The organism is Streptomyces sp. NPDC057854 (assembly GCF_042797055.1).
Lineage (GTDB): Bacteria > Actinomycetota > Actinomycetes > Streptomycetales > Streptomycetaceae > Streptomyces.
The window spans coordinates 14918-33149 of the sequence record NZ_JBHVMF010000012.1 but is presented as its reverse complement, the minus strand read 5'-3'; the positions used below and the strand labels follow the sequence as shown (position 1 = coordinate 33149).

The 18232-nt window shown below is 75.1% G+C and carries 20 protein-coding genes; 9 read left to right on the top strand and 11 right to left on the bottom strand.

All coding sequences use genetic code 11. The features are described from left to right. The first annotated feature begins 51 nt into the window (after positions 1 to 51). Positions 52 to 657 carry a pyridoxamine 5'-phosphate oxidase family protein gene (locus ACFVQZ_RS18660; protein WP_030493523.1) on the top strand — a complete coding sequence of 202 codons (606 nt, stop codon included), beginning with the start codon at positions 52 to 54 and terminating at the stop codon, positions 655 to 657. A gap of 38 nt (positions 658 to 695) precedes the next feature. Continuing rightward, complete coding sequence (locus ACFVQZ_RS18655; RefSeq protein ID WP_383623947.1) at positions 696 to 1388, top strand: L,D-transpeptidase; 693 nt, start codon at positions 696 to 698, stop codon at positions 1386 to 1388. Positions 1389 to 1395: 7 nt separating this feature from the next. Here the strand turns inward: ACFVQZ_RS18655 and ACFVQZ_RS18650 are convergent, their stop codons facing one another. From ACFVQZ_RS18650 to argC, 5 genes are read right to left on the bottom strand one after another with little or no spacing between them, the layout of a single operon-like run. Further along, positions 1396 to 1932 carry an arginine repressor gene (locus tag ACFVQZ_RS18650; RefSeq protein ID WP_030493521.1) on the bottom strand — a complete coding sequence of 179 codons (537 nt, stop codon included), beginning with the start codon at positions 1930 to 1932 and terminating at the stop codon, positions 1396 to 1398. Positions 1933 to 1939: 7 nt separating this feature from the next. Then, complete coding sequence (locus ACFVQZ_RS18645; protein ID WP_383623944.1) at positions 1940 to 3145, bottom strand: acetylornithine transaminase; 1206 nt, start codon at positions 3143 to 3145, stop codon at positions 1940 to 1942. Continuing rightward, positions 3142 to 4047 carry an acetylglutamate kinase gene (gene argB, locus ACFVQZ_RS18640; protein ID WP_030493519.1) on the bottom strand — a complete coding sequence of 302 codons (906 nt, stop codon included), beginning with the start codon at positions 4045 to 4047 and terminating at the stop codon, positions 3142 to 3144. Before argB ends, ACFVQZ_RS18645 begins: the two co-directional genes overlap by 4 nt. Then, entirely contained in the window at positions 4044 to 5210 is a 1167-nt protein-coding gene (gene argJ / locus ACFVQZ_RS18635; protein WP_030493518.1) for a bifunctional glutamate N-acetyltransferase/amino-acid acetyltransferase ArgJ, read from the bottom strand. The genes argB and argJ overlap by 4 nt, the downstream gene beginning before the upstream one ends. Beyond that, positions 5207 to 6235, bottom strand: a complete 1029-nt coding sequence (gene argC, locus ACFVQZ_RS18630) for an N-acetyl-gamma-glutamyl-phosphate reductase (RefSeq protein WP_383623940.1) — start codon at positions 6233 to 6235, stop codon at positions 5207 to 5209. Before argC ends, argJ begins: the two co-directional genes overlap by 4 nt. 190 nt (positions 6236 to 6425) lie before the next feature. On the opposite strand from argC, the gene ACFVQZ_RS18625 reads away from it, so the two are divergent. The 3 genes from ACFVQZ_RS18625 to ACFVQZ_RS18615 all read left to right on the top strand — a co-directional run bounded on the left by ACFVQZ_RS18625 (position 6426) and on the right by ACFVQZ_RS18615 (position 8056). Next, positions 6426 to 6938 (top strand): MarR family transcriptional regulator, encoded by a 513-nt coding sequence (locus ACFVQZ_RS18625; protein ID WP_030493516.1) that lies wholly within the window; start codon positions 6426 to 6428, stop codon positions 6936 to 6938. After that, positions 6935 to 7423 carry a MarR family transcriptional regulator gene (locus tag ACFVQZ_RS18620; protein WP_383623937.1) on the top strand — a complete coding sequence of 163 codons (489 nt, stop codon included), beginning with the start codon at positions 6935 to 6937 and terminating at the stop codon, positions 7421 to 7423. Before ACFVQZ_RS18625 ends, ACFVQZ_RS18620 begins: the two co-directional genes overlap by 4 nt. A 162-nt stretch (positions 7424 to 7585) precedes the next feature. Next, positions 7586 to 8056, top strand: a complete 471-nt coding sequence (locus tag ACFVQZ_RS18615) for a hypothetical protein (RefSeq protein WP_383623934.1) — start codon at positions 7586 to 7588, stop codon at positions 8054 to 8056. Here the strand turns inward: ACFVQZ_RS18615 and ACFVQZ_RS18610 are convergent. Continuing rightward, positions 7951 to 9585, bottom strand: coding sequence for an SMI1/KNR4 family protein (locus tag ACFVQZ_RS18610; protein ID WP_383623932.1), 1635 nt, complete (start codon positions 9583 to 9585; stop codon positions 7951 to 7953). The genes ACFVQZ_RS18615 and ACFVQZ_RS18610 overlap by 106 nt on opposite strands. Before the next feature lie 144 nt (positions 9586 to 9729). On the opposite strand from ACFVQZ_RS18610, the gene ACFVQZ_RS18605 reads away from it, so the two are divergent. Then, positions 9730 to 10602 (top strand): RNA polymerase subunit sigma-70, encoded by an 873-nt coding sequence (locus ACFVQZ_RS18605; RefSeq protein WP_383623929.1) that lies wholly within the window; start codon positions 9730 to 9732, stop codon positions 10600 to 10602. 38 nt (positions 10603 to 10640) lie between these two features. Here the strand turns inward: ACFVQZ_RS18605 and ACFVQZ_RS18600 are convergent, their stop codons facing one another. The 4 genes from ACFVQZ_RS18600 to ACFVQZ_RS18585 all read right to left on the bottom strand — a co-directional run bounded on the left by ACFVQZ_RS18600 (position 10641) and on the right by ACFVQZ_RS18585 (position 14539). Further along, positions 10641 to 11792: a methyltransferase gene (locus ACFVQZ_RS18600; RefSeq protein WP_383624249.1), complete on the bottom strand. Its 1152-nt coding sequence runs from the start codon at positions 11790 to 11792 to the stop codon at positions 10641 to 10643. Between the two features lie 83 nt (positions 11793 to 11875). Then, positions 11876 to 12469 (bottom strand): histidine phosphatase family protein, encoded by a 594-nt coding sequence (locus ACFVQZ_RS18595; RefSeq protein ID WP_383623926.1) that lies wholly within the window; start codon positions 12467 to 12469, stop codon positions 11876 to 11878. A gap of 68 nt (positions 12470 to 12537) precedes the next feature. After that, the gene (locus tag ACFVQZ_RS18590; RefSeq protein WP_030493509.1) at positions 12538 to 12987 is read right to left on the bottom strand and encodes a GNAT family N-acetyltransferase; all 450 of its coding nucleotides are present in this window, start codon (positions 12985 to 12987) and stop codon (positions 12538 to 12540) included. Positions 12988 to 13105: 118 nt separating this feature from the next. Then, positions 13106 to 14539: a PLP-dependent aminotransferase family protein gene (locus ACFVQZ_RS18585; RefSeq protein ID WP_383623921.1), complete on the bottom strand. Its 1434-nt coding sequence runs from the start codon at positions 14537 to 14539 to the stop codon at positions 13106 to 13108. On the opposite strand from ACFVQZ_RS18585, the gene ACFVQZ_RS18580 reads away from it, so the two are divergent. Continuing rightward, positions 14538 to 15503, top strand: a complete 966-nt coding sequence (locus ACFVQZ_RS18580; RefSeq protein WP_383623918.1) for a DMT family transporter — start codon at positions 14538 to 14540, stop codon at positions 15501 to 15503. The genes ACFVQZ_RS18585 and ACFVQZ_RS18580 overlap by 2 nt on opposite strands. Before the next feature lie 78 nt (positions 15504 to 15581). After that, a complete protein-coding gene (locus tag ACFVQZ_RS18575; protein ID WP_030493506.1) occupies positions 15582 to 15794 on the top strand; it encodes a DUF1918 domain-containing protein in 213 nt (70 codons plus the stop codon). A 101-nt stretch (positions 15795 to 15895) separates the two neighbouring features. Here ACFVQZ_RS18575 and ACFVQZ_RS18570 read toward each other — a convergent pair whose 3' ends face one another. Continuing rightward, complete coding sequence (locus ACFVQZ_RS18570) at positions 15896 to 17134, bottom strand: glycoside hydrolase family 10 protein (protein ID WP_383624246.1); 1239 nt, start codon at positions 17132 to 17134, stop codon at positions 15896 to 15898. Positions 17135 to 17343: 209 nt separating this feature from the next. Between ACFVQZ_RS18570 and ACFVQZ_RS18565 the strand changes: the two genes are divergently transcribed. Continuing rightward, positions 17344 to 18204, top strand: coding sequence for a 3-hydroxybutyryl-CoA dehydrogenase (locus ACFVQZ_RS18565; RefSeq protein WP_030493504.1), 861 nt, complete (start codon positions 17344 to 17346; stop codon positions 18202 to 18204). Positions 18205 to 18232: the final 28 nt, after the last annotated feature.

Below are 18232 nucleotides of genomic sequence, written 5' to 3'. Positions count from 1 at the left end.
GTTCCGTGAAACAGGCCGTCACGGCGGTGCACGGCGGAGGAAGATGAGCCCATGGGAAAAACGTACGCACGCATAGACGGGCGGCTGCGGGAGTTCATCGAGGCGCAGCCGCTGTACTTCACCGCCACCGCTCCGCTCTCCGGCGACGGGCACGTCAACCTCTCCCCCAAGGGCCGCAAGGGCACGCTCGTCGTGCTGGACGAACTGACCCTGGCTTACGTCGACTTCGGCGGCAGCAGCGCCGAGACCCTGGCGCACCTGCGGGAGCCGGGGAACGGGCGGATCACGCTGATGTGGACGGCGTTCTCCGGTCCGCCGACCGTGGTGCGGGTGCACGGCGAGGGCGAGGCGGTCCTGCGGGACGACCCGCGCTGGCCGGAGCTCTTCGCGCGGTTCCCCGAGGAGGCCGTGAAGGACCAGATCAGCGCGCGGGCGATCGTCCTGGTGCACGCCCGGCGGATCAGCGACTCCTGCGGTTTCGCCGTGCCGCTGATGGAGTTCCGCGAGGAGCGGTCGCTGCACGCCGACTTCTTCAACCGCAAGACGGACGAGGAGTTCAACGCCTACTGCGAGGGCAAGGACCACGTCGCCACCAGCCTCGACGGACTGCCGGCGCTTCCGCTGCCGCTGCCCGCGCTCCCCCACTCGGGCCAGTAGCGTGGCAGGGGGTGCGCGGGCGGCCTAGCGTCGCCGCCATGCGTACCCTTCTCGTCCTCGGCGCCGCGCTGCTCTCCCTGGCCTCCGCGCCCGCTCCCCCGGAGGTGCCGCTGCCCGCGCGGATGGCGGACACCGGCGGCGGTTCGCAGCTGGTCACCGCCGTGGCCGCGGACGCCTCCGCCACCACCGGGACCGTCACCTGGTGGGACCGGCGGGGCGGGCGGTGGGTGCGGGCGGGATCGGCGCCGGCGCGGTTCGGCGCGAACGGGCTGGCCGACGGGGCCACCAGGCGGCAGGGGACGAAGACCACGCCGACGGGCCTGTACGACCTGCCGTACGCCTTCGGGATCCGGCCCGCGCCCGCCGGGACCCGCTTCCGGTACGTCCGGGCCACCCGGGACTCGTGGTGGTGCCAGGACAACGACTCGCGTGCGTACAACCGCTGGGTCGAGGGCCTGCCGGCGGACTGCCGCGCCGCGGAGGCCGAGCACATCGTCGCGTACGGCACGCAGTACGCCCACGCGCTCGTCATCGGCTTCAACTACGCCCGCCCGGTGCGCGGCCGGGGCGCCGGGATCTTCCTGCACGTGAACGGGCGCGGGGCCACCGCCGGGTGCGTCTCCGTCCCGGCGGACGCGATGCGGGCGATCCTCGCCTGGGCCGATCCGGCGCGCCGGCCGCACATCGCCGTCGGCACCCGGCGGGGTCCGACGGCGGTCACGCGGTACTGACCGGGGCTCAGGTGCCCTTCTGCGCGAGGCGCAGCAGGTGGTCGGCGAGGGCCTGGCCGCCGACCGGGTCGCGGGAGATGAGCAGCAGGGTGTCGTCGCCGGCGATGGTGCCGAGGATGGCGTGCAGTTCGGCCTGGTCGATGGCCGACGCGAGGAACTGGGCGGCGCCCGGCGGGGTCCGCAGGACCACCAGGTTGGCGGACGCCTCGGCGGAGATGAGGAGTTCGCCGGAGAGCCGGCGCATCCGCTCCTCCTTCGCGGACTCGCCGAGCGGGGCCTGGGGGGTGCGGAAGCCGCCCTCGCTGGGGACCGCGTAGATCAGCTCGCCGCCGGTGTTGCGGATCTTCACCGCGCCGAGCTCGTCGAGGTCGCGGGAGAGCGTCGCCTGGGTGACGCTCAGCCCGTCGTCCGCGAGGAGCTTGGCGAGCTGGCTCTGCGACCGCACCGGCTGCCGGTTGAGGATGTCGACGATCCTGCGGTGGCGTGCGGTGCGGGTCTGCGGGACCGACGGCCCTCCGTGCTCGTTCCCCTGCGCGTCGGTCATCGTCGCCTCATTCTCCGGTTCGTCCTTGCCCGTTCGCCTCGTGCACCGTGTGCAGGACCGCCGGGAGCGCCTGGAGGAAGGCGTCCGCCTCGGCGTCGGTGAGGACCAGCGGGGGCATGGTCCGTACGACGTCGGGGGCGGGCGCGTTCACCAGGAGGCCGGCGTCCTGAGCCGCCTGCTGCACCTGGGGTGCGAGGGGCTCGGTGAGCACGATACCCAGCAGGAGGCCCGCGCCACGGACGTGGGAGACCAGCGGGTGCCCGAGGGCCTCGATTCCGGAGCGCAGCCGCTCGCCGACGGACTTGACGTGGTCGAGGGCCGCGTCGGCGCCGAGCGTGTCGAGGACGGCGAGGCCGGCGGCGCAGGCGACGGGGTTGCCGCCGAAGGTGGTGCCGTGGTGGCCGGGGGCGAAGAGGTCGGCGGCCGCGCCGAAGGCAACGGTGGCGCCGAGTGGCAGGCCGCCGCCGAGGCCCTTGGCGAGGGTGACGACGTCGGGGTCGACGCCCTCGTGGGCCTGGTGCTCGAACCAATGGCCGCAGCGGCCGATGCCGGTCTGGACCTCGTCGAGGACGAGCAGGGTGCCGGTGGCGCGGGTGATCTCGCGGGCGGCCTTCAGGTAGCCGGGCGGCGGGACGACGACGCCGTTCTCGCCCTGGATCGGCTCGATGATCACGAAGGCGGTGTCCTCGGTGACGGCGGCGCGCAGTACCTCCGCGTCGCCGTACGGGACGTGGGTGACGTCGCCGGGCAGCGGCAGGAACGGGGCCTGCTTGCCGGGCTGGCCGGTGAGGGCGAGGGAGCCCATGGTGCGGCCGTGGAAGCCGCCGTCGGTGGCGACCATGTGGGTGCGGCCGGTGAGCCGGCCGATCTTGAACGCGGCCTCGTTGGCCTCGGCACCCGAGTTGCAGAAGAAGACGCGTCCGGGCCGGCCGAACAGGCCGAGGAGCTTCTCGGCGAGGGCGACGGGCGGTTCGGCGACGAAGAGGTTGGAGACGTGGCCGAGGCTCCGGATCTGGCGGGAGACGGCCTCGGCGACGGCGGGGTGGCCGTGGCCGAGGGCGTTGACCGCGATGCCGCCGACGAAGTCCAGGTACTCCTTGCCGTCGGCGTCCCACAGCCGGGCGCCCTCGCCGCGGACCAGGGGGAGGCGCGGGGTGCCGTAGTTGTCCATGAGCGCGCCCTGCCACCGCTCGGTCAGCCGCTGGTTGCTCATGATTCCCCCTGTCCGTCCGGCACGACCATCGTGCCGATGCCCTCGTCGGTGAAGATCTCCAGCAGGATGGCGTGCTGGACGCGCCCGTCGATGACGCGGGCGGTGGTGACGCCGTTGCGGACGGCGTGCAGGCAGCCCTCCATCTTGGGGACCATGCCGCTGGAGAGCTCGGGCAGCAGCTTCTCCAGCTCGCTCGCGGTGAGCCGGCTGATGACCTCGTCGCTGTTCGGCCAGTCCTCGTACAGGCCCTCGACGTCGGTCAGGACCATCAGGGTCTCGGCGCCCAGCGCCGCAGCGAGTGCCGCAGCCGCCGTATCAGCATTGACGTTGTAGACATGTCCGTCGTCCTGGGAGCGGGCGATGGAGGAGACGACCGGGATGCGGCCGTCCTCCAGGAGCGCCTGGATGGCGCCGGTGTCGAGGGCGGTGATCTCGCCGACGCGGCCGATGTCGACGCGTTCGCCGTCGATCTCCGGGCGGTGCTTGGTGGCGGTGATGGTGTGGGCGTCCTCGCCGGTGAGGCCGACGGCGAACGGGCCGTGCTGGTTGAGCAGCCCGACGAGCTCGCGCTGGACCTGGCCGGCGAGCACCATTCGTACGACGTCCATGGCGTCCTCGGTGGTGACCCGGAGGCCGGCCTTGAACTCGCTGACGATGCCGTGCCGGTCGAGGGCGGCGCTGATCTGGGGGCCGCCGCCGTGCACGACGACCGGCTTGAGGCCGGCGTGGCGCAGGAAGACGACGTCCTGGGCGAAGGCGGCCTTCAGCTCGTCGTCGATCATGGCGTTGCCGCCGAACTTGATGACGACGGTCTTGCCGTGGTGGCGGGTGAGCCAGGGCAGGGCTTCGATGAGCGTCTGGGCCTTGGGGAGGGCGGTGTGCTTCCGCGTGGCGTTGGTCATGACGAGTACGCGCTGTTCTCGTGGACGTAGTCGGCGGTGAGGTCGTTGGCCCAGATGACCGCGGACTCGGCGCCGGCGGCGAGGTCGGCGGTGATGACGACCTCCCGGTAGCGCATGTCGACGAGGTCGCGGTCCTCGCCGACGGAGCCGTTCCGGCAGACCCAGACGCCGTTGATGGCGACGTTCAGCTCGTCGGGCTCGAAGGCGGCGGAGGTGGTGCCGATGGCGGACAGGACGCGGCCCCAGTTGGGGTCCTCGCCGTGGATGGCGCACTTCAGGAGGTTGTTGCGGGCGATGGACCGGCCGACCTCGACGGCGTCGTCCTCGGTGGCCGCGTTGATCACCTCGATGCGGATGTCCTTGCTGGCGCCCTCGGCGTCGCCGATGAGCTGGCGGGCGAGGTCGGCGCAGACCTCGCGGACGGCGTCGGCGAACTCGTCCTGCGCGGGGGTGGTGCCGGAGGCGCCGGAGGCGAGGAGGAGGACGGTGTCGTTGGTGGACATGCAGCCGTCGGAGTCGACCCGGTCGAAGGTGAGCCGGGTGGCGGTCCGCAGGGCGGCGTCGAGGCCCTTGGCGTCGACGTCGGCGTCGGTGGTGAGGACGACCAGCATGGTGGCGAGGCCGGGGGCGAGCATGCCCGCGCCCTTCGCCATGCCGCCGACCGTCCAGCCGTCCTTGGTCACGACGGCGGTCTTGTGGACGGTGTCGGTGGTCTTGATGGCGATGGCGGCCTTCTCGCCGCCGTGCGCGGAGAGTTCGGCGGCGGCCTTCTCGACGCCCGGGAGGAGCTTGTCCATGGGGAGGAGGACGCCGATGAGGCCGGTGGAGGCGACGGCGACCTCGCCGGCGCCGACCTCGGTGCCCCGGGAGCTGAGGACCTCGGCGACCTTCTCGGCGGTGGCGTGGGTGTCCTGGAAGCCCTGCGGGCCGGTGCAGGCGTTGGCGCCGCCGGAGTTGAGGACGACGGCGGTCAGCTCGCCGTCGGCGAGGACCTGCTGGGACCAGACGACCGGGGCGGCCTTGACGCGGTTGGAGGTGAAGACTCCCGCGGCGGCGCGGCGCGGCCCGGTGTTGACCACGAGGGCCAGGTCCGGGTTGCCGTTCTGCTTGATCCCGGCGGCGATGCCCGCCGCCGTGAATCCCTGCGCTGCGGTGACGCTCATGGAGCGACTCCAATCGTGGAGAGTCCGGTGTCCTCGGGGAGGCCGAGGGCGATGTTCATGCTCTGCACCGCGCCGCCGGCGGTGCCCTTGGTGAGGTTGTCGATGGCGCTGATCGCGATGATCCGGTGCGCGTTCGCGTCGTACGCGACCTGGATGTGAACGGCGTTGGAACCGTGGACGGACGCCGTCGCGGGCCACTGCCCCTCGGGGAGGAGGTGGACGAACGGCTCGTCCGCGTACGCCTTCTCGTACGCGGCGCGGACGGCCTCGGCGGTCGTGCCGGGCTTCGCGGCGGCGGTGCAGGTGGCGAGGATGCCGCGGGGCATCGGCGCCAGGGTGGGGGTGAAGGAGACGGTGACCCGCTCGCCGGCCGGGCCGGAGAGGTTCTGGATCATCTCGGGGGTGTGCCGGTGGCCGCCGCCGACGCCGTACGGGGTCATGTTGCCCATGACCTCGCTGCCGAGCAGGTGCGGCTTGAGGGCCTTGCCGGCGCCGGAGGTGCCGGAGGCGGCGACGATCACGGCCTCGGGCTCGGCGAGCCCGCCCGCGTACGCCGGGAAGAGGGCGAGCGAGACGGCAGTGGGGTAGCAGCCGGGCACCGCGATGCGCTTGGACCCCTCCAGCGCGGCGCGGGCACCCGGCAGTTCCGGGAGGCCGTAGGGCCAGGTGCCGGCGTGCGGGGAGCCGTAGTACGTCTCCCAGTCGGCCGGGTCCTGCAGCCGGAAGTCGGCGCCCATGTCGACGACGAGGACGTCCGGTCCGAGCTGTTCGGCGACGGCGGCGGACTGGCCGTGCGGCAGGGCCAGGAAGACGACGTCGTGGTCGGCCAGCTCCTCGGCGGTGGTGGGCGCGAGGACGCGGTCGGCGAGCGGCAGCAGGTGCGGCTGGAGGCCGCCGAGCCTCTGTCCGGCGTTGGAGTGGCCGGTCAGGGTGCCGATCTCGACGTGGGGGTGCGCGAGGAGCAGGCGCAGGAGTTCCCCGCCCGCGTATCCGCTCGCGCCTGCGACTGCTGCTCGTACCGTCATCGAAACCCTCCTCATGGATGGCATGACTATACGGGGAGTCGCAGTTTTATGCAATGAGGCGGGGAGGGTGGCGCGGAACGCCCTGCGGTCCGGCTCGCGGAGCGCCCAACGGTCCGGCCCGCGACCCGTGCCGCGGTCCGTCTCGCGAATTTAGTAGCCATGGACATAGTAGCCATGTACGGTATGCGCCATGAGCAAGGGAACCCCGGGCCCCACGCCCGGCTTTCTGGTGTGGCGGCTCGCCAACAAGTGGCGGGTCGCGGTCGACCGCGCGCTGGCCCCGCTGGGCCTCACCCACGCGCAGTACTCGCTGCTGGCGTCGCTGCACGGCATGCGGCGGACCGGCGAGCGGCCCAGCCAGCGGCGGCTCGCCGACCACACCGGGATGGAGGCGCTGTACGTCTCGAAGCTCGCCCGCTCCCTGGAGGCGGCCGGCCTGATCACCCGGGAGCGGGACCCCCGCGACCCGCGGGCCGTGCAGCTCTCCCTCACGGACGAGGGGCGGACCGTCACCCGGCGGGCCGTCACCGTCGTCCAGGACCTGCTCCAGCAGCTCCTGGAACCGCTGGGCGGCCTCGACGCGGCGCGGACCCGCGCCTTCACCGAGGAGCTGACGGCGCTGCTCGACGTCCCCCTCGCTCCCTCCCCTCCCCGCGACACCGGCACCACCACCGACGAGACCACTCAGGGGGCCACACCATGACCACGCACCCGACGAACCGCACGACACCCGCGACCGCCGGCGCGCCCGCCGCCGACGCCCGCGCGCTCGGCCTGGCGCACTACGCCGCGCGGGGCGTCCTGGAACACGTCCTGGCCCGGCACGGCGTCACATTCCTCCAGCAGATCGCGCTGCGCACGGCCGTCACCGCCGAGACCACGCTGACCGGGGACGACCTCGTCGCCCGGGTCCGCGCGAGCGTCAAGGGCGACCCGGCCGACGCCCGCGCCGCCCTCGACGCCCTGCGGGACAAGGCCCTGCTCACCGCCGACGGACCCCGCCTGCTCCCCACCGACGCGGGCCGCGACCTGCTCGCCGCCGTCGCCACCGAGGCGGCCCCGCTGTCCGCCCGCGTCTGGGGCGGCATCCCGGCCGAGGATCTGGCCGCCGCCGGCCGCGTCCTCGCCCTGGTCACCGAACGCGCCGACCGGGTCCTCGCGGAACTGGAGCGCGCGGCGGCCGCCTGACGGCCCGCGGGACGGGGCGGCCTGACGGCCCGTCGGGGCGGGGTGGCCGGACGGCACGGCACGGCGCCGCCGCACCCGCCCGCTCACGCTCCCGGCCGGTCCGTGCCCGGAACTGTGGCCTCCGTCATGGCCGTCGGCGGGCCGCGGTGGTGAGGTCGGCGGATGACGATCCTCGCGCTGCTCGTCGCCGCGGTCCTCACCGCGGTCGGACTCACCGGGTACGGATGCGGACGGCTCGGTCGGGTCGGGGTGCGGCGGGCCGGGCGGCAGACGCTGCTGCGGTGCGGGGCGGCGCTGGCGGCGGCCGCCGCCGTCGCGCTGTACGCCTGGGGGCTGCTCGGCGTGGGACTCGCCGTGCTCGTCACGGACGACAGCGGCACCGACGCCTTCCCCCCGCGGCCCTGCCGGATCGCGGACGACCCACGGACCGCCGCCGACGTGGTGGGCCACCGGGTCACGTACCTGCCGCCCCGGTACCTCTGCCTGCGGGAGGACGGCGGCAGCCGGGCGACCGGCGACGGACCCGGTTACGTCGGCCCGGGAGCGCTCGCGCTCCTCGGGGTCGCCTTCGTCTGTCTGGTTCTCGCCGAGACCGGCAGGACGCCCGCCGCCCGGAAGACCTCCAGCGGCTGACCCAGCCGGGCCGCCAGCTCCAGCGTCTCGTCGAGCCCCGCGCCCGGCTCGGCCAGCACGGCCGCGGCCAGACCGTCCGGCGCCCCGCCGGCGGCCGACAGCGCCGCCCACTGCCGCCGGTCCAGCACCAGATACCGCAGCCCCCGCAGCTCACGGAGGACCGACGCGTCCGCGAGCGGCACCCCGCTCACGTCGAGCCCGCACAGACCGGGGACGGTACGCAGCGGAGCCAGGTCCACCGGCGCCGCGGCGCCCGTCAGCCGCAGCGCCCGCAGCCGGGGATGGCCCGTGAGCGGGGCCAGGCCGCCGCCGGTGCCGCTCAGGGCGGTGGTCAGCGACTCGACCGGCGCCGTCCGCAGCGGGGTCAGGTCCCCGGCCGCCGCGCCGCCGTACAGGGTCACCTGGCGCAGGGCCGGGGCGCCGGCGAGGGCGCCGAGGTCGACGGGGCCGTCGGTGTCACGCGCCTCCACCTCCTGGACGTCCGGGCCGGGCGGCTCCGCCACCGAGCCGGCGCGCGGCCGGTACGGGACGGTGGAGCTGAGCGTGCGGTCGAGCCAGACGCACCCGTCCTCGACCTCGTACGCGCCCCGCTCCAGCTCGGCGAGCGTCCACCTCAGCAGCGCCGTCACCGAGTCCGCGAGGTACGCGGCGCCGTGGGCGTGGTCGCGGCCGATGCCGATGACCTGCCCGGGTCTGCCGTGGCGGGCCGGGGCGAGGTCCACCGCACGGTAGTTGCCGTCCTCGTTGGTGAGGAACGGGACGCGGGTCGGGTCGCCGGTGCAGCGGCGCACCCGGCCGGGCGGGGCCGCGTCGAGGATCACCGCGTTCCAGCCGTGGCTCCAGCCCAGCCAGTCCGGCTCCCGCACGCGCGCGTGGACGGCGGTCATCGCGTCGAGGCTCAGCCAGCCCGCCTCGCCGAGGACGTCACGGTGCCGGCCGTCGACCAGGTCGCCGTCCGCGAGGGCGTACAGGGCCCGCAGGTCGGCGGGGAGCCGGGCGCCGAGGCGTCGCTCCGCCGCCGCGATCGCGTCCTCGCCCGCGGGCGCGGGCAGTCGCTCGGGGCCGCCCAGCAGATCGGCGCGCCGGGCCATGACGGTCCGGAAGAGCGCGACCGCCTCGTCGGGGTCGCCGGCCGGCACCGCCGTGCCGACGGCCTCCTCCCGGCCGGGCTCGGGCAGCCGGGCGCCGGGGCCGAGGACGATCCGGGCGGCGCCGTCGAGACCGGGCCCGGGCCCCGCGCCCGGGGCGACGACCAGGCGGTAGGCGCCGTCGGGCGTGAGCTCCAGCTCGGCGACGCTGCCGGCCGCCCCGGCAGGCCGCAGGGCCCGGGCGGGACCGGTGAGCCGGCGGTGCACCGTCCGCAGCGGCAGCCGCTGCCGGCCGCCGTCCGGGGTCGCGTACCCCCCGGCGCCCATCGAGAACGCGTGGTCGCTCTCCTGCCAGCCGAACTCCGCCCGCCGCCATCCCTCCGGCGCCGCCTCGGCGAACACCGCGACGATCTCCTCGACCGCCCGCTCCCGCTCCGTCATCCGGCCCCTCCCCCGTGTTCCGTGACCGTCCCTGTGTCGATCGTGGCACCCGGCACCGACAACGCCCGTCCGGCCCCCGTCACAACGGCCGCGACCCGCCCGTCAGGCAGGTGACGGAACCCGACGGGAAGCGAGAGAGAGCCCATGCACGAGGACGCTGTGGTGACCGCCCTGGGCGCGCGGTTCGACGCCGAGGAGGAACGGCTGCGGGGCGTCGCCCTGCGGCTCCTGGGCGCGGGGGCGGAGCGGGAGGCGGCGGCCGTCCTCGGCCGGGTCCGGGCCGGCCTCGGCGCGGACGCGCCCGCGGTGGTACGGCTCTGGCTGACGGCGCTGGTCGCCCGCGCGTGCCTGGACGCGGGCGGCCCCGCGCGCGGGGCGGAGGAGCCCGGCGGTCGGCGTCCGGGGCCCGGCGGGCCGCCGGGGGATCCGGATCGTCTGGACGAGACCGTCCTGCTGGGCTTCCTCGCCGTCCTGGACCGGCTCGACGCCCGCCGGCGGCTCGCGTACCTCCTCCACGACGTCTTCGGCCTGGCCCCCGGCGAGACGGCCCGCGTCACCGGCGGCACGCCCGCCGACGCCGTCCGCGGCGCCCGTGCGGTCCGCGAGCGGCTGCGGGGCGGCGGGGACGCGACCGGCCCGGGGCGGCTGCGGGAGGGCGCGGCCGGTCCCGGGCGGCGGCGGGCGGTCGCGGACGCCTTCCTGGCCGCCGCACGCGCGCGTGACGCCGCCGCGCTCGCCGCCCTGCTCGACCCGGAGGCCGTGGCGTACGGGGAGCGGGGCCCGGTGCACGGGGCCGCCGCCGTGGCGGTGGCCGCCGTGACGGCCCTGTCCCGGGTGCCCGGTGACGCCGTCCGGGCCGCGCTGGTCGACGGCGCGGTCGGGCTGGTGGCGTACGCGGCCGGACGCCCGGTCGGGGCGGTGGCGTTCGCCTTCCGCCGCGACCGGATCGCCGCCCTCGACATCACCACGGACCCGGCCGGGCTCCGCGCCCTGGACCTGGTGTTCCCGGACGCGTGACGGACGGGCCTACCCTCCGGAGCGTCCCCCGGCCTCCGTCAGCGTCTGACCGCGCGGAGGATCACGAACTTCGGGTCGCTCGCGACGAGTTCGCTGTTGCCGAAGATGCGGCGGAGGGTGACGTGATAGCCGAGATGGCGGTTGCCGACGACCCACAGTTCGCCGCCGGGCCGGAGCGCACGCCGGGCGTCGGTGAACATCCGGCGGGCGGTGCGGTCGGTGGTGGCCTGGTGGCTGTGGAAGGGCGGGTTGTTGAGGACGAGGTCGAGGGAGCCGGCGGGGACGTCCGCGAGCCCGTCGCCGACGGTGAACTCCGCCTTGCGGTCCTCGCCCGCGTGGGTGCGGAAGTTCTCCTCGGCGGAGGCGACGGCCTGGTACGACTCGTCGGTGAAGAGCAGTTCGGCGCCGGGTTCGGCGAGGGCGACCGCGAGGCCGACGACGCCGTTGCCGCAGCCGAGGTCGGCCACGCGCGCGTGCCCGAGGCCGCGCGGCAGGTGGGCCAGGAGGAAGCGGGTGCCGATGTCGAGGCGGTCGGCGCAGAAGACGCCCGCCTGGTTGGCGATCGTGCGTCCGGCGAGCGCGGGCGCGGGGGTGTCGGCCGGGAGGGCGTACCGGAGGGGCCAGGGGTTCGGTCCGGGCGCGGCGGCCGGGTCGGGGGTGGTGTGGATCAGCCGGGCCTTCCGCACCGCGAGGGAGGTGCGGGTGGGGCCGAGGATCCGCTCGAAGAGGGTCAGCGTGGAGGTGTGGATCTCCTTGACCATGCCGGTGCCGGCGATCACCGTGTCCGCGTGGACGGCGGGCGCGAGCCGGTGCAGCTGGTCCTCCAGGAGCGCGAGGCTCTTGGGGACGCGGACGAGGAGGACGTCGATCCGCTCGGGCGGCGGGTCCTGGGTGGTGAGGAGCCGGACGGCGCCGGGGGCGGCCCCGGCGCGCGCGAGGTTGGTCCGGGTGGCCTCGCGGCCGAGGTACGAGTCGGAGATCTGGACGATCCGGCCGGCCCCGGCGGTGTGGAGCGCGGTGACGAGCGCGCCCCAGCGGTCGCCGAGGACGGCGACGGTGCCGGAGAGGTCGGTGCCGCTGTCGGCGAGGTGGTCCAGCAGGTACGCGTCGGCCGCGTCCCAGGCGCGCAGCGGGTCGCGCGGGTCCTCGGGGTGGCGGGTGAGGGTGACGTCGCCCCATGGCGTGGTCAGACGGTTCATCGTGCCCCCAGGCTAGCCGCTCCGTCCCGGCCCGCCGGTCCGGCCGGGGCGCGGGGCCGGGGCGGGGCGGGCGCTCAGCGGAGGGCCGGGGCGTCCAGGTGGAGGTGCCAGGCGCCGGGGCGGCCGGTGAGGGTGACGGTGGAGAGGGGGCGGACGTCGACGCTCCAGTAGGTGGCGGGTGCGGCCCGGAGGGCGTAGACGAGGGCGGCGCGGACGACGGACGGTTCGGCGACGGCGACCGCGGTGACGTCGCCGCCGGACGGGTCGCCGCAGGGGCGGGTGTCGAGCCAGCCGCCGATGCGGGAGATGAAGGCGAGGAGGGGTTCGCCGCCGTGCGGGGCGGAGCGGGCGTCGGAGAGCCAGGCGTCGACGGCGGCCGGTTCGAGGGCGGCGACCTCGGCGAGGGTGAGCCCGCGCCAGCGGCCCATGTCGCAGTCGCGGAGGGCGGGCTGGGCGAGCGGGGCGTAGCCGAGGGCGGCGCCGGTGGCGCGGCTGCGGCGGGTGGGCGAGCAGTAGCGGAGTTCGGCCGCGCCGAGCGGGAGGAGCGCGGGCGCGGCGTGCTGGACCTCGTACCATCCGGCCTCGTCGAGCGGCCGGTCGTCGTCGAAGCGTTCGGCGAGCAGGGAGGAGCTGCGTGCCGCCGCCACCAGCGTGACCCGGAGACCCATGGCCGCGATCGTGAGGCCGGTGGGGCGCGGGGTCAAGGGGTGCGGCGCGGGAACGGCACGGCGCGGGTTCAGTCCTGTCCGAGAGACATCCACATGTCCGGATTCTTCAGCGGTGCGAAGCCGGCCTTGGCGTAGAGGTCGTGGGCGTCGGCGGTGACGAGCGAGATGCGGCGGAGCCCGTACGGCTCCAGGTGGTCGCGGACGGCGGTGACGAGGGCGGTGCCGAGGCCGGTGCCGCGGGCGGGGCGGTCGACGTAGACGTCGCAGAGCCAGGCGAAGGTGGCGCGGTCGGTGATCACGCGGGCGTACGCGGCGATGGCGCCGGTGTCGCGGTGGTAGGCACCGAAGTTGAGGGAGCCGGCGATGGCGGCGTCCTGCTTCTCCCGGGTCCGGCCGAGGGCCCAGTAGGCGTCGGTGGAGAGCCAGTGGTGGACGCGGGCGGCGTCCAGGCGGTCGGAGTCGGCGGAGATCTCGTACGGCCCGTGGAGGGCGACGGCGGTGGGGGCGGTCTCGGTCATGGCCGGAGGATGCCAAAGCCGGGGCGGGGTGTCAGGCGGGTTTCCGGGCCGGCGCGGGCCGTGGCGGCTCGACGGTGGCGCGCGCGGCGGTGGCGGCGCGGCCCGGAGGCGCCTCGTGTCACGCCAGGAGTTCGTCCATCGCCGTGCGGAGCCTGCGGACGCCCTCGGCGATCTCCGTGGGGCCCGCGACGCCCGCGAAGCTCAGCCGGATGTGGCCGGCCGGGGGTTCCGCGCAGAAGTACGGCCGTCCGGGCGCGGCGGTGACGCCGGCGCGGAGGGCGGCGGCGAGGAGGGTGGACTCGGGGAGCGCGTCGGGGAGCCGGAGCCAGAGGTGGTAGCCGCCGGACGGCACGTGGGGCAGGGCGAGTTCGGGGAGGCGGAGGGCGACGGCGGCGGTGAGCGCGTCGCGGCGGGCCTTCAGCTCCTGGGAGACGGTCCGCAGATGGCGCGGCCAGGCCGGGGAGCCGACGAGTTCGAGGGCCGCCTCCTGGAGGGGGCGGGGGACGAAGAAGCTGTCGACGACCTGGATGGCGCGGAGGCGTTCGAGGACGGGGCCGCGGGCGGCCAGGGCGCCGACCCGCAGGCTCGCCGACGTGATCTTGGTGAGGGAGCAGACGTGGACGACGACGCCGTCGGGGTCGTCGGCGGCGAGCGGCGGCGGCAGCGGCCCGGCGTCCTCGTGGACGAGCCGGCGGGCGAAGTCGTCCTCGACGACGAAGGCCCCGGCGGCGCGGGCGATGCGGACGACCTCGCGGCGGCGGTCGGGCGGCAGGAGGGCGCCGGTGGGGTTCTGGAAGAGCGGCTGGCAGACGAGGACGCGGGCGCCGGTCGCGCGGAAGGCGGCTTCGAGGAGGTCGGGGCGGATGCCGTCGGCGTCGGTGGGGACGGGGACCGGGCGGAGCCCGGAGGCGCAGGCGACGGCGAGCATGCCGGGGTACGTGGGCGACTCGACGAGCACGGGCGTGCCGGGCGCGGTGAGCGCGCGCAGGGCGGTGGTGAGGGCGGACTGGCCGCCGGCGGTGATGAGGATCTCGGCGCCGGTGACGCCGCCGCCGATCTCGCGGGCGAACCACTCGCGCAGCTCGGTGAGGCCGTCGGTGGGCGGGCGGCCCCAGGCGCCGGGCCGGCGGCCGGCCCGGGCGAGGGCGGCGGAGAGGGCCCGCTCCGGCTGGAGCGACGGGTGGAGGTAGCCGCCGTTGAACTCGATGACGCCGGGCGGGGGCGCGGCGAGGGTGACGAGGACACCGGAGGCGTCGACGGCACGCGGGACGAGTTCGGTGGCGGCGTCGGCGCTGAGCGCGAGTTCCTGCCAGGAGGTGTCGCCGGCGGCGGCCGGGGCGCGGGTCTCGGCGCGGTAGGCGCCGGCGCCGGGGCGGGTGACGACCAGTCCCTCGGCGGCGAGCTGGGCGAGGGCGCGGCTGACGGTCACCGGGGAGACGCGGTAGCGGTCGACGAGGGCGCGACTCGACGGCAGCTTTCCACCGGGAGAGTAGCGGTCGAGCTCCGCTCTCAGGGATTTCGCCAGTTCGGCCACACTGCTACGCTCATGCATGAGAGCACAGAATAGCGCTACTGCCCCGAAGACGATAGCGGTCGACGCGACGATGTCCGGCACCTCGACCGCCTCGACCGCCTCGTCCGGCTCGCCCGTCCCGGCCGTTCCGCTCCAGGGCACCCTGCTCGCCCTCCTCGGCGTGGTCGCCTTCTCGCTGACCTTCCCGTCGACGGTCTGGGGCCTGGAGAGCTTCGGCCCGTGGTCGCTGGTCGCCGTCCGCTCCACGCTCGCCGCGGCCATCGCCGGGGCCTTCCTGCTCGCCGGCCGCGTCCCGCTGCCGGACCGGCGCCACTGGGCCGGGCTCGCGGTCGTCGCGGGCGGTGTGGTGGTGGGCTTCCCGCTGCTGACGACGCTCGCCCTCCAGACCTCGACGACCTCGCACGCGGCCGTCGTCGTCGGCCTGCTGCCGCTCACCACGGCCGTCTTCGCCGCCGTGCGGACCGGCCGCCGCCCGTCGCGCACCTTCTGGTTCGCGGCGGTCTCCGGCGCCGCCGTCGTCATCGCCTTCACGGTCCAGCAGAGCGGCGGCGCCGTCTCCGCCGGCGACCTCTACCTCTTCGGCGCGCTGCTGGTGTGCGCCGCCGGCTACACCGAGGGCGGCCGGCTCGCCCGGCTGATGCCGGGCTGGCAGGTCATCGGCTGGGCGCTGGTGTTCTGCCTGCCGCTGATGGTCCCGGCCTCGGCGGTGGCGCTCGCCCTCGAACCGGTGCACCTCACCGCCCACGGCGTGATCGGCCTGCTCTGGGTGGCCGCCGGCTCCACCTTCTTCGGCCTGTACGTCTGGTACCGGGGCATGGCGGCGATCGGCATCCCGCGCGCCAGCCAGCTCCAGCTCGCCCAGCCGCTGCTGACGCTGTTCTGGTCGGTCTTCCTGCTCGGCGAGACCCTGCCGCTGGCCGCGCCGGTCGCGGCGGCCGGCGTGCTGGTCTGCATCGCGGTGACCCAGCGGGCGAAGAGCTGACCCGGAAGGCGGCGCCCCGGCGTGACCTGGGTCACAATGGCAGGCAGAGGCCGTTACGCGCGCGAGGGAGGTCCCGCGATGCAGGCGAGTGTGGGCGACAAGCTACTGGTGCACGGCCGGACCGTCGGTCAGCACGACCGCACGGCCGAGGTCCTGGAGGTGATGGGGGACAACGGCACTCCCCCGTACCGGGTCAAGTTCGACGACGACGGTCACGAGTCCCTGATGTCGCCGGGCCCCGACACGGTCGTCCGCCACCCGGGGCAGTCGCACGGGGCGGCGGGCCACTGACCACTGCGGCGCCCCAGGTCCGCCGAGGCGCCCCGGGACCGCCGAGCCCCGAGGCGCCCCGGGACGACTGAGCCCCGAGGCGCCCCAGGTCCGCGGAGCGGCTAGGCGTCGCCGGGCCGGCGTGGCGGCCGGGCCCGGGTCGGGTAGTGGTCGGCCACGACGGCGGCGAGGGCGCCGATGCGGTCCTCCGTGACCTCCTTCGCCGCGAAGAAGCAGTGCCCGCCGACCCCCGGCCGTTCCGCCGCCAGCGCGAGGTGCCGGGACAGCTCCTTCGGGTCCTGCCACGCCTCGGGCTGGGCGGGATCGCCCGCCTTGTACAGGGCCTCGCCGATGTACAGGTCCACCCCCGTCCCCCGTACCGCCGCGTTCCACCAGTCGAGGAGCGTGGCGTAGTCGGTGGCGGAGTGGCCGATGTGCCAGTACAGCTGCGGCACCACGTGGTCGATCCAGCCCTCCGCGACCCACTTGCGGGTGTCCGCGTACAGGTCGTCGTAGGTGCCCACGCCGGCCCGGGTGTCCGAGCCCTCGGGGTCGTCGGCGATGTTCCGCCACACCCCGAACGGGCTGATCCCGAACGCCACCCCCGGCTTGACCTCCTTGATCCGGGCCGCCATCTCCGAGACCAGCAGGTCGGTGTTGTGCCGCCGCCAGTCCGCCCGGTCCGGGAAGTCCGCGCCGTAGCGGGCGTACGTCTCGTCGTCCGCGAAGCTCTCCCCCGCCACCGGGTACGGGTAGAAGTAGTCGTCCCAGTGGACGGCGTCGACGTCGTAGCGGCGCACCGCGTCGAGCATGGCGTCCTGGACGAAGCGCCTGACCTCGGGCAGCCCCGGGTCGTAGAACAGCTTCCCGCCGTACGGGATCGTCCACTCGGGGTGCCGCCGGGCCGGGTGGGAGGCGGCGAGCCGGGACGGGTCGGTGTGGTTCGCCACCCGGTACGGGTTGAACCAGGCGTGCAGCTCCAGTCCCCGCGCGTGCGCCTCGGCGACCGCCGCGCCCAGCGGGTCCCAGCCGGGGTCCCGACCCTGCGTGCCGGTGAGGCACTGCGCCCAGGGTTCGTGAGGCGAAGGCCACAGCGCGTCGGCCGTCGGCCGCACCTGGAGGACGACCGTGTTCAGCCGGCGCTCCACCGCCCGGTCGAGGTGGGCCAGGAGCTCGGCGCGCTGCGCGTCGGCGGTGAGCCCGGGCCGGGACGGCCAGTCCCGGTTGGCGACGGTCGCCACCCACATGCCCCGGAAACCGCCGGAACGCGCGGCCTCCGCCTCCGCGCGCCCCGCCGTCGCGGGGCGCCGCACCGCGGCGCCGGAGGCGCCCGGGCCCACGACGGCGCATGCCGCTCCCATGGCGGTCGTCACAAACCCTCTTCTCCCGATAGGCCGCACTTGTACCCCTCAGCTGTCGGATACCTCACACCCGCAGGGACAGCATGCCCGCTCCGACCGATCGATCATCGCGCGAATCGGAGTAACGTCAGGGGGTCGAGGCGTGCGCACCGGAATCACACGGGGGCCCGCCGCCAGAGAAGAGCGAAAGGCACGAGGTGACGGACTCCATGGCCGACATTGAGCGCGTCGGAGTGGTGGGCTGCGGCCAGATGGGCGCGGGCATCGCAGAGGTGTGTGCCCGGAGCGGCCTTGAGGTGAAGGTGGCCGAGACCACCGGCGAGGCCCTGGAGATCGGCCGTACCCGGCTGCTGAACTCGCTGACCAAGGCCGCCGAACGCGGCAAGATCAGCGAGGAGGAGCGGGACGCCGCCCTGTCCCGGCTGAGCTTCACGACCGACCTGGGCGAGTTCGCCGACCGCGACCTCGTCATCGAGGCCGTCGTCGAGAACGAGCAGGTCAAGACCGAGATCTTCCAGGTGCTCGACCAGGTCCTGACCCGGCCCGACGCCATCCTGGCCTCCAACACCTCCTCCATCCCGCTGGTGAAGCTGGCCGTGGCGACCTCGCGCCCCGACCACGTCATCGGCATCCACTTCTTCAACCCGGCCCCGGTGCAGAAGCTGGTCGAGCTGATCCCCGCCCTCACCACCTCCGAGGGCACGATCAGCCGGGCGCAGGCCTTCGCCGAGAAGACGCTCGGCAAGCACGCGATCCGCGCCCAGGACCGCTCCGGCTTCATCGTGAACGCCCTGCTCGTGCCGTACCTGCTCTCCGCCATCCGGATGTTCGAGTCCGGCATCGCGAGCCGCGAGGACATCGACAACGGCATGGAGTTCGGCTGCGCCCACCCCATGGGCCCGCTGAAGCTCTCGGACCTCATCGGCCTCGACACCATCGCGTCCATCGCCGACTCGATGTACTCCGAGTTCAAGGAGCCGCTGTACGCCGCTCCCCCGCTGCTCCAGCGGATGGTGGACGCGGGCCGGCTGGGCCGCAAGACGGGCTCCGGCTTCTACGTCTACGCCTGATTCCCGGCGCCGCTCCCGGCGCCCCCCT

Excerpts from the sequence above, each read along its gene's own strand:
- ACFVQZ_RS18660 (WP_030493523.1), top strand. The coding sequence starts at position 52 with ATGGGAAAAACGTACGCACGCATAGACGGGCGGCTGCGGGAGTTCATC.
- ACFVQZ_RS18655 (WP_383623947.1), top strand. The coding sequence starts at position 696 with ATGCGTACCCTTCTCGTCCTCGGCGCCGCGCTGCTCTCCCTGGCCTCC.
- ACFVQZ_RS18650 (WP_030493521.1), bottom strand. The coding sequence starts at position 1,932 with ATGACCGACGCGCAGGGGAACGAGCACGGAGGGCCGTCGGTCCCGCAG.
- ACFVQZ_RS18645 (WP_383623944.1), bottom strand. The coding sequence starts at position 3,145 with ATGAGCAACCAGCGGCTGACCGAGCGGTGGCAGGGCGCGCTCATGGAC.
- argB (WP_030493519.1), bottom strand. The coding sequence starts at position 4,047 with ATGACCAACGCCACGCGGAAGCACACCGCCCTCCCCAAGGCCCAGACG.
- argJ (WP_030493518.1), bottom strand. The coding sequence starts at position 5,210 with ATGAGCGTCACCGCAGCGCAGGGATTCACGGCGGCGGGCATCGCCGCC.
- argC (WP_383623940.1), bottom strand. The coding sequence starts at position 6,235 with ATGACGGTACGAGCAGCAGTCGCAGGCGCGAGCGGATACGCGGGCGGG.
- ACFVQZ_RS18625 (WP_030493516.1), top strand. The coding sequence starts at position 6,426 with ATGAGCAAGGGAACCCCGGGCCCCACGCCCGGCTTTCTGGTGTGGCGG.
- ACFVQZ_RS18620 (WP_383623937.1), top strand. The coding sequence starts at position 6,935 with ATGACCACGCACCCGACGAACCGCACGACACCCGCGACCGCCGGCGCG.
- ACFVQZ_RS18615 (WP_383623934.1), top strand. The coding sequence starts at position 7,586 with ATGACGATCCTCGCGCTGCTCGTCGCCGCGGTCCTCACCGCGGTCGGA.
- ACFVQZ_RS18610 (WP_383623932.1), bottom strand. The coding sequence starts at position 9,585 with ATGACGGAGCGGGAGCGGGCGGTCGAGGAGATCGTCGCGGTGTTCGCC.
- ACFVQZ_RS18605 (WP_383623929.1), top strand. The coding sequence starts at position 9,730 with ATGCACGAGGACGCTGTGGTGACCGCCCTGGGCGCGCGGTTCGACGCC.
- ACFVQZ_RS18595 (WP_383623926.1), bottom strand. The coding sequence starts at position 12,469 with ATGGGTCTCCGGGTCACGCTGGTGGCGGCGGCACGCAGCTCCTCCCTG.
- ACFVQZ_RS18590 (WP_030493509.1), bottom strand. The coding sequence starts at position 12,987 with ATGACCGAGACCGCCCCCACCGCCGTCGCCCTCCACGGGCCGTACGAG.
- ACFVQZ_RS18580 (WP_383623918.1), top strand. The coding sequence starts at position 14,538 with ATGAGAGCACAGAATAGCGCTACTGCCCCGAAGACGATAGCGGTCGAC.
- ACFVQZ_RS18585 (WP_383623921.1), bottom strand. The coding sequence starts at position 14,539 with ATGCATGAGCGTAGCAGTGTGGCCGAACTGGCGAAATCCCTGAGAGCG.
- ACFVQZ_RS18575 (WP_030493506.1), top strand. The coding sequence starts at position 15,582 with ATGCAGGCGAGTGTGGGCGACAAGCTACTGGTGCACGGCCGGACCGTC.
- ACFVQZ_RS18570 (WP_383624246.1), bottom strand. The coding sequence starts at position 17,134 with ATGGGAGCGGCATGCGCCGTCGTGGGCCCGGGCGCCTCCGGCGCCGCG.
- ACFVQZ_RS18565 (WP_030493504.1), top strand. The coding sequence starts at position 17,344 with ATGGCCGACATTGAGCGCGTCGGAGTGGTGGGCTGCGGCCAGATGGGC.